The sequence below is a fragment of the Gemmatimonas aurantiaca genome, assembly GCF_037190085.1.
GTDB lineage: Bacteria > Gemmatimonadota > Gemmatimonadetes > Gemmatimonadales > Gemmatimonadaceae > Gemmatimonas > Gemmatimonas aurantiaca_A.
Genome location: NZ_JBBCJO010000004.1, coordinates 216,470 through 229,050 on the forward strand (window position 1 = coordinate 216,470; position 12,581 = coordinate 229,050).

9 protein-coding genes and 1 other RNA gene are annotated in these 12,581 nt (G+C 65.3%); 5 read left to right on the plus strand and 5 right to left on the minus strand.

What is annotated here, in order from left to right; all coding sequences use genetic code 11:
* Positions 1–44: 44 nt before the first annotated feature.
* The 3 genes from WG208_RS05110 to WG208_RS05120 all read right to left on the minus strand — a co-directional run bounded on the left by WG208_RS05110 (position 45) and on the right by WG208_RS05120 (position 5,108).
* Positions 45–434, minus strand: a complete 390-nt coding sequence (locus tag WG208_RS05110; protein WP_337170258.1) for a prepilin-type N-terminal cleavage/methylation domain-containing protein — start codon at positions 432–434, stop codon at positions 45–47.
* A gap of 262 nt (positions 435–696) precedes the next feature.
* The gene (gene polA / locus WG208_RS05115) at positions 697–3,648 is read right to left on the minus strand and encodes a DNA polymerase I (protein WP_337170259.1); all 2,952 of its coding nucleotides are present in this window, start codon (positions 3,646–3,648) and stop codon (positions 697–699) included.
* Positions 3,649–3,713: 65 nt separating this feature from the next.
* Positions 3,714–5,108 (minus strand): GWxTD domain-containing protein, encoded by a 1,395-nt coding sequence (locus WG208_RS05120; protein ID WP_337170260.1) that lies wholly within the window; start codon positions 5,106–5,108, stop codon positions 3,714–3,716.
* A gap of 190 nt (positions 5,109–5,298) precedes the next feature.
* Between WG208_RS05120 and WG208_RS05125 the strand changes: the two genes are divergently transcribed.
* The 3 genes from WG208_RS05125 (at position 5,299) to WG208_RS05135 (ending at position 8,668) form a co-directional block, all read left to right on the plus strand.
* On the plus strand, positions 5,299–6,279 hold the full coding sequence (locus tag WG208_RS05125) for a serine/threonine-protein kinase (RefSeq protein ID WP_337170261.1): 981 nt from the start codon (positions 5,299–5,301) through the stop codon (positions 6,277–6,279).
* Positions 6,280–6,348: 69 nt separating this feature from the next.
* Positions 6,349–6,930, plus strand: a complete 582-nt coding sequence (gene pyrE / locus WG208_RS05130; protein WP_337170262.1) for an orotate phosphoribosyltransferase — start codon at positions 6,349–6,351, stop codon at positions 6,928–6,930.
* Positions 6,931–7,036: 106 nt separating this feature from the next.
* Complete coding sequence (locus tag WG208_RS05135; RefSeq protein WP_337170263.1) at positions 7,037–8,668, plus strand: methyl-accepting chemotaxis protein; 1,632 nt, start codon at positions 7,037–7,039, stop codon at positions 8,666–8,668.
* 112 nt (positions 8,669–8,780) lie between these two features.
* Here WG208_RS05135 and WG208_RS05140 read toward each other — a convergent pair whose 3' ends face one another.
* On the minus strand, positions 8,781–9,695 hold the full coding sequence (locus tag WG208_RS05140) for a helix-turn-helix domain-containing protein (protein WP_337170264.1): 915 nt from the start codon (positions 9,693–9,695) through the stop codon (positions 8,781–8,783).
* A 191-nt stretch (positions 9,696–9,886) separates the two neighbouring features.
* Here WG208_RS05140 and rnpB point away from each other — a divergent pair.
* Both rnpB and WG208_RS05150 read left to right on the plus strand, forming a co-directional pair.
* Positions 9,887–10,304: RNase P RNA component class A (gene rnpB, locus WG208_RS05145), an RNA gene on the plus strand.
* A 40-nt stretch (positions 10,305–10,344) separates the two neighbouring features.
* Positions 10,345–11,355 carry a hypothetical protein gene (locus tag WG208_RS05150; protein ID WP_337170265.1) on the plus strand — a complete coding sequence of 337 codons (1,011 nt, stop codon included), beginning with the start codon at positions 10,345–10,347 and terminating at the stop codon, positions 11,353–11,355.
* A gap of 57 nt (positions 11,356–11,412) precedes the next feature.
* Here WG208_RS05150 and dnaN read toward each other — a convergent pair whose 3' ends face one another.
* Positions 11,413–12,525, minus strand: a complete 1,113-nt coding sequence (dnaN, locus tag WG208_RS05155; protein ID WP_337170266.1) for a DNA polymerase III subunit beta — start codon at positions 12,523–12,525, stop codon at positions 11,413–11,415.
* Positions 12,526–12,581 lie beyond the last annotated feature (56 nt).

The window sequence follows — 12,581 nt, forward strand, 5'->3', positions numbered from 1 at the left end:
GAGGTGGTCGGAAATCGGGCCGTCCGGTCAGACGAGATCACGCATCACTGACACTCGATCACACCTTCCTGGGTGGCAGGCGAGACCGGGGTCACATCTCCGTAATATACCGCGCACGTGAGGGGCTGGGCCGACGGATGCGTGGCCGTGGCCGACCATCCGCGCCCGTTCGCTTCCGCGATCGCAATGTTCACCCCGCGGGAACTTGCGAATCCCGCGGATCCCACGGCATTGGCATAGGTCTCGTGATAGTAGAAATAGCTCTCCTGCATCGACGTCAGATTCTTGAGATCGCTCTTGATCGACGTCGCGTACGCCTTCGCCTTCGTATCCTGGAATTTCGGAATCGCGATCGCGGCGAGAATGCCGATGATCACGACCACGATGAGCAGTTCGATGAGCGTGAAGCCGGTGCGGATGCGATGCGTTGCCATGCGTAGGTTCTCCGCGGTGGAGCGGCTGCACGGCAGCGCTGTTGCAGCGCCATGGCAGCCAGGCGGACGTGAGTGGGAGGAGACCGTCGTTGGCGTCTCCACTCCCCCTCATGGCAACGTTGGTGCCTCCGGTGCGGAACCAGTCAAGTCATTGTCAATCAACACGTTAAAGAACACCACGGATGACCCGCGCAATTTGCCGGTCTCGCACCTCCCGCAGAATGCTGCAAAGTGCAAGACCGGTTGATGCCGCCCGATGCCCTCAGGCCTTGGCCGTGACCCAGTCGGTGCCGAGTCCCATTTCGACCAGCAGCGGGACGTCCAGCTGGGCGGCGCCTTCCATCTCCCGTTTCACCAGCGCCGACAGTGCATCGGATTCCTCCGGCGGCAGTTCGAACACCAGTTCGTCGTGCACCTGCAGCAGCATGCGGGACGCCATGCGCTCGCGCTGCAGCGCCTCGTGCACATTGATCATGGCGATCTTGATGAGATCGGCGGCCGAGCCCTGAATGGGCGCGTTCTGGGCCACCCGTTCACCGAAGGCGCGGATATTGAAGTTCCGCTCCTTGAGTTCGGGGATGTAGCGGCGACGCTTGAACAGCGTTTCCACATACCCTCTGGCGCGCGCGTCGATCACACACTGATCGAGGAACGTGCGCACTCCGGCGAAGCGTTCGAAATACGTTTCGATGAACGCCTTGGCTTCGGCGTGCGTGATGCGCAGCTGTCGGGACAAGGCATGTGCGCCCTGACCGTAGATCGTCGCGAAGTTGATCGTCTTCGCGCGAGCGCGCATCTCACCCGTCACCTCGTCGAGCGGCACGCCGAAGATGATCGCCGCCGTCTGTCGATGGATGTCCCCGCCGGCTCTGAACGCGCTCACGAACGCCGGATCGGCCGAGAGATGCGCGAGCACCCGCAACTCGATCTGCGAATAGTCGGCGCTGAGCAGACGCCATCCTTCGCGCGGCACAAAACCGCGACGGATGTCCCGCCCCAGTTCACGCCGGATGGGAATGTTCTGCAGGTTCGGATCGTGACTCGACAGACGCCCCGTGGCCGATACCGTCTGGCTGTACGACGTGTGCAGCCGATGATCGCGCGGATTCACCAGTCGCGGCAGGGCGTCGATGTACGTGCCCTCGAGCTTGAAGATCTCACGGTATTCCATGAGCAGCGTCGGCAGCACGTGCCCTTCCTCGGCGAGCTCCTGCAACACACTCGCGTCGGTGCTCGGACCGGTGGCCGTCTTTTTCTTGACCGGCAGCCCGAGCTTCTCGAAGAGGATCGACCGCAGCTTCGGATTGGAGTTGATGTTGAACTCCTCTCCCGCCTCGGCGTAGATGGCCTGCTCCACCCGGCCCCGTTCGGCAGCGAAGCGCGCCTTGAGTGACGCGAACCAGTCGAGATCGATCGCGATGCCCTCCCACTCCATGTCGGCCAGGACCGAAATGAGGGGGACTTCGATTTCCCGATACAACGACAGCAGCGCGTGATCGGCCAGCAAAGGTTCGAACTTCGTCCGCAGACGCATCGTGACATCCACGTCTTCGCAGGAATAGTCCCGGGCCGTGTCCACCGGTGCGACATCGAACGGCAACTGCGTCTTGCCCTTGCCCACGAGCTGATCGTACGCCGTCATCGTGTGGCCGAGCTGTTCGAGCGCGAGCAGATCGAGGCCATGCGAACGACGGCCCGGATCGAGCACGTAACTCGCCAGCATCGTATCGAACTCGAGACCGGCGACCCGCACGCCGCTGCCCCGCAACACGAGCAGATCGTACTTGGCGTTCTGCGCGATCTTCTTCACCGTGGCGTCTTCGAGCATGGCGCGCAACGGAGCGCAGGCCTCGCTGTCGAACGGCGGGACATTCACCGGCTCGGGCGCGCCCGCATTGATGCGGCGTCCCACGATACCGGTTTCCCCGGCGAGCAGGGCGAGGTTGCCGCTGCCATCGTCGCGGCGATGGGCGAACGGCAGATAGTACGCCTCGCCGGGCGCCACCGCGATGGACAGTCCCACCAGACGGGAACGCAGCGCATCCACGGCAAACGGTGCGTCGGGATCGATCGCGGTTTCGGTGTCGATGGCGATGTACGGCACTTCGCGCACGCGTGTCATCAACGCCTGCAGCGCATCGACCGTGTCGACCGTCGTGTATCGCGCGTCGGCCAGCACCGACACGCCACTCTCGCCAACGACGACCGCGGGCGGTGTGGGACGTCCGGGGATGGTGGGCGCGGGCGTGGTGATCACCATACCCACCGCCTCCGACCAGGCGCGCTGTTCGCCGGCCGGCGCCGGCGCTCCGCCCAGGTCCTTGAGCAGCGACGTGAATTCCAGCTCCAGATAGAGCATGCGCAACGCATCCACATCGGGTGCGTTCACCGTCAGCTTCTCGGGCTCGAATGCGATGGGCACATCGCAGTGGATCGTCACCAGCTGCTTGGAAAGCCGCGCGGAATCGGCGTACTGCAACAGGGCTTCCCGCGGACGCTTCTTGGTGATGTGCTCCACGTTGGCGAGGATGTTCTCGAGCGGGCCGTATTGCCCGATGAGTTCCTGCGCGCCCTTCTCACCGATGCCCTTCACACCGGGCACGTTGTCGGAGGTATCGCCGACGATGGCGAGATAGTCGATCACCCGGTCCGGCGGCACACCGAGCCGGTCGCTGCCATTCTCCACGCTCACCCAGCTTTCATCCACGCTCGCCGGACCGCCACGTCCGGGGTTGAGCAACCAGACCCCGGGCCGCACGAGCTGCTGGAAGTCCTTGTCTCCCGACACGACGACCACGTTGTAGCCGGCCTCCACCCCACGCGCGGCCATGGTCCCGATCACGTCGTCGGCTTCGAACCCCTGCGCCGTGAGCACGGGAATGTCGTACGCTGCGAGCAGTTGCAGCACACGCTGCAGTCCCTGGTCAAAATCGGCCTGCAGCTCGTCGGTGAGCTTTTCGCGGGTGGCCTTGTATTCGGGATACAGATCGTCGCGGAACGTGGCGCCCGAATCGTGCACCCAGCCGAGCAATTCCGGCTTGTGCGTATTGAGCAGACGCTTGAGAAAGCTCGCGATGCCCCAGGCAATGGACGTGTTCTCGCCACGACTCGTGGCGAGCGGGCGCTGCAGCAACGCGAAGAACGCGCGATAAATGAGTGCGTAGCCGTCGACCAGAAAGAGGCGCGGCGCCGTGGGGCGGGTGACGTCAGCCATGGACGCCACCCCCGCGGCTCATGTCGACTGCGATCCCGCCGGTCGTGTCCGCACTGCCGGCGGCCTCACTGGTCGCGCTGTGCCATCTTGCGACGGATCGCGTTGTCGAGATCCGCGCGGCCCTGCGAGTTGAGGCGCCAGCGGCCGAAGCCGGTCTGGTCGACAAAAACCAGCTGCAGGCGCAGCTCCCGATATTCCCAGATCTGCTGGCGGACGCGCGCATTCGGATCGATGAGGCCGGTGTCCACGATGTTGTCGGGATCGCCGAGCGCCACGAAGGCGATGCCGCGATCCGACTGCCAGCCAAGTTGCGCATCGTCACGGAAACGCACGTTGGCGGTACGAATGCGTGCAAAGTAATCGCGCAGCCCCTCGTGTTCAGCCGTGCCGGGAACGGGGTCCGTCTCCCGGAGGAAGGTGGCCCATGCCTCGGCCCGCTGCGCGGGCGACGCGTCGCGGAGCGGCTTCAGCCGCTCGCCGGTGGTGAAATACCGCAGATAAGAGAGCATCTCGTCGAACGTCGCGATCGGCAGATCGTCGCCGAGACTGACCAGCACCCGGGTGCGCACGGTATCCGCCGACCCCGGAATGGCCACCTGCACCGTGTTCAAACCGATGCCCATCCGCGCGACGGGCACGGTGATGGTGGTACTGCGCGAGCCGCCACGTTCCGGCAGGTCGAACGCATTGCTCCAGGAGACGAGATCCCCTTCACCCACCACACGGACATCGATCCTGGGCGGCGCGGCGGCCCCGACCGCATCGATGTAGAGCGGCAGGACCGAGTCCTGACCGAAGATCACCGTGGACCGGGGACGCGCGAGCAGCCGCGGAAGCGAATCGAGGCTCTGACGCGGGATCGCTTCGTACACCGCCACGGGCGAACTCAGACTGCCGGGTCTCACCGGTGGCACGTCGAGCGTCACATCCTCGGCGGCGTTGCGCAAACCGTTTTCGTCGCGGATGGCCACGGTCATGGAGTAACGTCCCGGGGCAAGACGCAGGAACTGCTGCCAGATGATGCTTTCGTCGGTGCGGGACGTCTCGCGGAACGTGGGAACGCGCACCGTTTCATTGACTTCGATGGTGCGTACCACGGTGGGCCCACGTCGCAATTCGACCCGCGCCGTATAGTTCGCGACATACCGCTCTCCTTCGCGGCCGAACCCCAGCGCACGCGACGGCATCGACAGCGCCAGCAGGACCAGCGTGGTGTCCGCTGCGGGAGCGGGCATGAATGAGACCGATGCCACGAACGGCAACGTCGGTGCACCGGCAATCAGTCCCATGCCGCGATAGAGACGCTGCATGTCACCCAGCGTTGCGGCCGATGCGCCACCGCCCCCGGGCGTACGGCCGGGCGCGCCATCGGGTGTGCCGGCCGGATCGAGACCGGTAGGACGGGGTTTCGCGCAGGCACTCAGCAGCAGCGACTGCAGCACCAGGGCCCCGATGGTCACGAACGGGGCGATGCGGGAACGGATGGATGAGGAATGAGGTGTCACAAAGTGCATTCTACCATCCCTGTGTATCGAAGGTGCCGCAGGATATGTCGAGCAGGATGAACCCAGGCTGCACCGATGGATGTGCCGACGGATGTACCGGATATTTCAACTTGCTGCCATCGGAGGTCGGCGTTACGTTCGCCCCGTGGCTATCGAGACGCTAGTCGGGACGACATTGGCCGGGTACACGGTGCGCGGGAAGGTGGGTGAAGGTGGAACATCCACCGTCTTCCGCGCCGAACATCCGCAGCATGGCACGGTGGCCCTGAAAGTGCTGCGCGAAAAGCTGCAGCACGACAAGACCGCGGTCGCGCGTTTCCTCCGGGAGGCGCAATTCGGCGCACGAGTGGAACACCCGAACATCGTGCGGACCCTAGACTACGGACAATCGGACGGCGACCGCTACTATCTGGCCATCGATTGGGCCGCGGGCGAGATCCTCGACAAGTACGCCGAGAAGGCCGGGCCTCTGCCTGCCGTGGAAGTGGCCGGCATCCTGTCCCAGATCTGCAGTGCGGTGCAGGCCGCGCACGATGTGAACATCGTGCACCGTGACCTGAAGCCGGAAAACGTCATGTACGATCCGGCCACGAAGCAGGTGAAGCTGCTCGATTTCGGCATTGCCGCCGACACCGACGCGGCGCCCGATCAGCGCCTCACGCGCGCGGGGTTCTTCGTGGGCACCCTCATGTACGTGGCGCCGGAAGCGCTGTCGGGTGAACTGGTGGGGCCGGCGGCCGATCAGTACTCCCTGGCCACCATCGCGTACTTCCTGCTGTGCGGCACGCTCCCCTACACCGGCAAGTCTCCCCGTGAGCTGTTCTCGCAACTGCTCACGCAGCCGCCGGTCCCATTGAACAAGGCGCGCCCCAATCTCACTTTTCCCCCGGCCATCGAGTCGGTGGTGATGCGGGCCCTGTCCAAACAGCCGGCCGACCGCTATCCGTCGGTGAAGGCGTTTGCCGATGCCTTCACACAGGCGGCGACGAATCCCACATCGCCGGCCGCTCAAGCCACCCGCCAGCCGACTCCCGTGGCGAGTCCGTCTTCTGTTCCCAACGCCGAGCCCAGTGACGAAAAGTCCGGACTGCTTGGCAAGGTGCGAGGGCTGTTCCGTCGCGGGTAGTCGATCGGCGCCCCCGCCACGTCCGCCTGGCATGACGTGGCTGATGTTCCTGAACCCGCACCGTGTCCCGTGACTGATTCCATACTGTCGCAACTCGTCGCCCTGCTCGCTGAACGTTCGGCGAAGCGGGGCGATTTTGTGCTGGCCTCCGGCCGGCGCTCTTCCCTGTACATCGATTGCCGGCTCACGGCCATGAGTCCGGAAGGCCAGCTGCTCATCGGTCGCGCCGGGCTGGCCGATCTCCACGCCTCGGGCTGGACCGTGGACGCCGTGGGTGGCCTCACGCTGGGCGCCGACCCCATCGCCTATGCCATCGCCCACGCCAGCGCGCTGGCGCACGAACGGGGTGAGGGCCCGCTCGTCCGGGCGTTCACGGTGCGCAAGGAGGCCAAAGCCCACGGCACCGGAAAGCTGATCGAAGGGCCCTTCCGCGCCGGCGACCGGGTGGTCGTCGTCGAAGACGTGATCACCACCGGCGGCTCGGCGCTCAAAGCCGTCGACGCCGTCCGCCAGGCCGGCGGCGAAGTCCTGGGCGTGCTGGCCCTGGTTGACCGCGAGGAAGGCGGCCGCGAAGCACTCCAGGCGGCGGGGCTCGAGGTTCGCGCGCTCGTCTCGGCGAGCCAGTTGCTGCCGCTGTTGCCGGCGGTCTGAGCCGGCCCGCGCCGGCCGGATTCGGACGGCGCCGATCTGGACGAGCCACTCGTCCAACCCCACGCGGCTCCGAGACCCACGCGGTTCCTCGCGCGTCAGAGGGGATATGCATCCGCATGTCCCCTCTGATCCCCAGGACTCCCAGCGGCTCACGCTGCACGAGGAAGAACGCGCCAAGGACATGGCCACCTTCGCCGTGGCCGCCCGCCGTCGCTTCTGGAGCATCATCGTCGTGGCGGGCGTCCTGCTCACGGGCCTGCGACTGGGACTGGCGCAGGAGTCGCTGACCACGGTGCTGGGCATGTTCTGCGGGGCGATCGTGCTGAACTGGATCTGTGCGTCAGCCGGAAGATCGCTTCGATTGTATCGATGGTGGCTCAAATATGTTTTTGCAGTGTTCGATACGCTGCTCGTGAGTGCGATCGTCTACATGTTTGGACAGCCGGTCTTCGTGTTGGCCTATGTGCTTGCGATCGTGCCGTATTCCTTCGATCGCGGGCCGCGGGTGGGGTATGTGGCCACCGGAGCGGCGGTGCTGGGGTTTCTGGCGGCGAGTGCGGGCTTTGCCCATGCGCGGCCCGAGGACGCGGCCCCATGGCCGCAGGTCATCCTGGCGGCGGTGCTGCTGCTGGTGGTCGCCCAGCAGATCATTCCGATGCCGTCGCGCATCATCCGGCGTATCCGGCGGACGCGGGAGCGCATGGCGCAGGTGGAGCGGGGCGACCTGAACGTGCGGGCCGATGCCCGGCATGCCGACGAACTCGGTTTTCTCGAACACAGCTTCAACCGCATGCTCGACGAGCTCGCCTTGCTCATCGAGACGGTCCGACGGGAAGCGGAAGAACTGGCGGCCATCGTCGCCGAGGTATCGACCACGTCCGAGGCCCTGCACCGTCGGTCGCAGGAGGTGGCCATGGGCTCCGAGGAGCTGAGCGACGAGCTCCGCAAGCAGCGGGAGCGGGCGGCCTCGGGGGTGCGCACCGGTCAGGATGCGCGACAGACTGCCGAAGCCACCCGGCGTACCGCGGAAGCCACGGCCAGCGATGCCCACGCGCTGGACGACGCGGCGATCACCAGTCGCGAGGCGATCGAGCGGGCGGCCCAGGCGTTGCTGACCGTGGGACGCGAAGTTGGCGACGCGGCGCGTCAGGTGCGGGCTCTGGCGCCGGCATCGGAGCAGGTGGGGGACTTCGTGGAAACGGTGTCGCGGATTGCGCGACAGACCAATCTCCTGGCGCTCAACGCCGCCATCGAGGCTTCGCGCGCCGGTGAGGACGGGTTGGGGTTTGCGGTGGTGGCCGATGAGATCCGGGCCTTGGCCGTGGAAAGCGCGCAGGCCGCCAAGCGGGTGGCCAACACCGTGCAGCGGGTGCGGAGCGAGATCGCCGTGGCGGTAATGGCGATGGACACCACCGCGCTGGAGGTGGAAGGCGCCGGAACGATCGCCCGCGAGGCCACGCGGGCGCTGGCGTCGATGGTGGACGGTATCGGCCGCATCGCCCGTCAGAGCGACGAGGTGTCGGGACTGGCGCAGACCCAGGCTGGCCTGAGCGCCGGCGCGGCGGCGGCGTTCGAGTCGCTGGACGGTTCCGCACAACGGGCGGCCAGCAGCGCGCGCTCCGCCGTGGACGCGGCCGCCGCGCAGCGGGTCGGCAACGACGCGCTTTCGCGGAGTGCGCAGCAGCTGGCGGATGCGACGGCACGTTTGCGTGCCCTGGCCAGACGACACGCCGCCTAGGTGTACATCGCCTGAGTGGACACCGCTTGAGCGGACATCGCCTGGACGGACACCGGCGGGACATACCCCGACGGCGGCGCCGGACGTTCGGCCTCATGCATCCAGCCTCATGTCATCCCGCCTGGGAAAGCGCCGCCTGTGGCGGTGGCACCGCCGTCTTCTGCGTGCGGATGAGCCATGCGGGTAGGGTGTCGATGGGTTCGAACATCGGCAGCACCGAGCGGTAAGGCATCACCAGGCGCACATAGAACTCATCGAGCATGGACTCGCCGGTGTAGCGTTGCCGGAATTCGGCCGTGCCGCATTGCAGCATGTTTTGCAGGTGCCGCGAGAAACTCTGTGGCGACGAGTATTCGAGGAGCAGCGCCACCTGGGTCACCGAATAACCCGGATTCTCGAGCAGGCGTGCGGCGCGGATCAACCGGGCGAAGGCGAGATATTTCTTGGGCGCCGGAAGACCGAACCGAAAGAACCGGCTCATGAACGTGGTGGGCGTGACGCCGAGCAGGTGTGCGAATTGCCGGACCGTGGTGAGCGAGGCGGGCACGGTGAAGAGTGCTTCGAAGAACGCGAGACACGATGGCCGGGCATTGGCGAGATCGTTCCGGATGCGTTGAATGGCGATGGCTTCGATGCTGTCGGGATTCTCGCGGGCCACGAACTGTCGGAGATCGCGCCATCCCGCCGGATCGCGGGCATCGACGAGTTTGCGTACGCCATTGTGCCCGAGGGAGAGCAGCGCCTGTGTCGTGCGGGCTTCGTTGGCGGTGAGCAGGGCGACGGCGGGCACGCGGGGAAACTCCCTGACCAGGCGGGCCATGTGTGGCGCATGCTGTTGCTGATAACGCGCCACGGAGACGATGATGGCCGACGCTGGCCGGGATCGAAGATCGACGAGCACCTGTTCGAGATCCTCGTGATGCATGGTGGTATAACATCCCTGTCCCGCCGCATCGACCCGTGATCGTTCCGCTGGTGTCAGAAATGTCAGGATGGCTCTTGGTGAGGAACCGCCGAGGCTGCTCATGGGACCCTCGATGTCTGGAAGGCACGCCGAGTGTGGTGGGTGCGGCATGCAGCGACGGTAGAACCCCTCGTCAGCTTCACGTCAGTGAATTGCGGTGAATTGCGTCGATCTGCGTGTATGTCGACGCGATGTTGCATTGGGCCCATGTATACGTGGTCGATGACGAACCGAGCTATATTGAGAGCGCGGATGTCACCGGTCGGATGGTCGCGAAACAGGGGAACGGGCCCTCGAGGCTACGCCCGTGTTCCGAGGAAAGTCCGGGCTCCACAGGGCAGATCGCCAGGTAACGCCTGGGCGCTCGTTGCGTGAGCGGCGAGTGACGGACAGTGCAACAGAAAGCAAACCGCCGTCTTCGCGAGAAGGCGGTAAGGGTGAAAGGGTGGAGTAAGAGCCCACCGCGCGTTCGGCAACGAACGTGGCACGGCAAACCCCGGTCGGAGCAAGGCCAAATAGGCGGTGAGAGACGGCCCGTCTCGACAGGATGCCTTCGGGCATCGAGCCGCGGGTAGGCTGCTGGAACGTGTCGGTGACGGCACGTCGAGAGGAATGACCATCCGGTATACTTCGGTGTACCGACAGAACCCGGCTTACAGACCGGTGGCATCCGCATCTCTTCTCTGTTGCTGGGATCATCGTCGATGGGATCGTGGAATCGTTGATGTCGTCGCGGCATCGTGTCGGACCGACCGGCCTCGTGCTGGTCGGGGCCACGCTCGTTGTCATGCTGGGGGCATGTGGAGGCGGGCCCGTGGTGACACCGGCGCCCGCGCCGGAACCGGCACCGGTGGTCGTGGAGCCGGTTCGTGCACCCACCCGCGTGATGCTTCCCGCGCGTATGGCCAGAACCACCTGGCAAGTCACGACGCGCGCGCGCATCAGTGCATCGGCGGAGACGCGGGGGGATACGCGCGGTGATGCCCGCGGGGATACCCGTTCGACATCGAACATCGATTCCCGCGCTCTGGTTTCCTGGACGCTCGAACGGGCTGGCAATGGTGCACTGCGCGGCACCGGCCAGGTCGATTCTTTCACGGTGCGCTCGACGCTCGATTCGGTGGGAAACCTGACGAACGACCCGACGAATCGCTCCACGAACACTCCCACGAACAGCGCCATGGCCAGCCCGGCGAACAACAACCGCCCCCCGGGACTGTTGTTGCTCGATGCCGTCGTGGACAGCGTGTCACATCGGGTGGTGACGAGACCCTTGCTGCCCAACGAGTGCGATCGGCCGGAGCTGAGTGCGGTCGCGCTGGCGAAGGACGTGCTGGTGCGCATTCCCGATGGACTGGCTGTCGGGGATCGCTGGCGCGACAGCACGGTCTCGCTGGTGTGTCGCACCGGTGTGCCGATCACGATCCACACCGTGACGCAGAGCGTCGTGGAGCGACTCGATCAGGACCGGTTGCTCATCAATCGCACGATCACCGCGACCCTCGATGGAAAAGGCGGCAGCGCATTCCGCGGATTCGAACTCACGGGGACATCCAGCGGAACGCAGCGCCTGCGTGTGCATCCCGTCAGCGGGGTCCTGGAGACCATCGACGGCACCAGCACGCTCACGTTGCAGGTCACCGAGCGAACTCCTTCGGGAATCCCGCGCACGCAGCACGTCGTGCAACAGATGGAACTGAAAGCCGAACGGGTCGCCAGATAGCGACCCGTTCATGCGTTCATCCTCGGCCTGTCCAAAGCGCCTGTCTTCAGTGCTGCTTCAATCCATCAGGCGCAGCGGCATCACGAGACAGAGATATTTGGCCTGGTCGTCCCATCCTTCGGGTTCGATGGTGGCCGCGCGTTCCGGCGCCTTGAACGTGAGCCGCACCTGCTCGGTGGGCATGTAGCGCAGAATCTCGAGCAGATAGGTGGCGTTGAAGCCGATATCGAGCTGATCGCCAGTGTAGTTGACCGGCAATTCGTCGGATGCTTCGCCGAGATCGGGCGTGGTCACGCTGAACTTCAGCATCCCGGTGTTGAAGGACATCTTGATGCGATGCGTCTGATCGGACGCGATCACGCTCATGCGCTTGAGCGCGCTCGTGAGTGAGGCCTTGTCGGCCAGACAGTACCGATCGTTGTCCTTGGGAATCACCTGCTCGTAGTTGGGATACGGCCCTTCCACGAGACGCGTGAACACCGAGGTGAACGGCGAGCGGAACCCGAGGTGATTGTCGCCACGCGCGATCTCCAGCTCTTCCTCGGCCGGAAACAGGCGGCGGATCTGCTCGAGGGCCTTGGGCGGCACGATCAGATCGCCCGGCGGCGCGCTGCTGGCTTCGACCGGCAGCTCCATCTTGGCCAGACGATGCCCGTTGGTGGCCACCATGCGCATCCGCTCTTCCCGCAGCTCCCAGAGCACGCCGTTGAGAATGGGGCGCGACTCCTCGGTGCTGACGGCAAACGCCGTATGCGAAATGAGCTTCTGCAGTTCGCCCGACTTGACGCGCCACGAATCGTTGAAGCGCACGCTCGGAAACGTGGGGAATTCGTCGCGCGGCAATCCGAGGAGTTTGAACCTGGAGCGCCCGCATTCCAGCGTGACCCGCTGCTCGCCCGAGGCCGAGATCTTCACCGGGGACGGCGGCAGTTCGCGGGCGATCTCGCCAAGCTTCTTGGCCGGAATGGTGATCGCGCCCGGCGTTTCGACATCGGCGCTGACTTCGGTGCTGACCGCGATATCGAGGTCGGTCGCAGAGAAGCGGATGCCACGGTCGGTGGTTTCGACGAGCAGGTTGGCCAGCACCGGCAGTGTGGTCTTGGCCGGTACGGCAGCGGTCACGGCCTGGAGGCCTTCCTGCAGCTTCTCACGCGAGATCGTGAACTTCATGCCCGTTCGGGTTTCCGTTCGTGTGGACAGGCTGCTGTTATATCAGTCTTAGATAT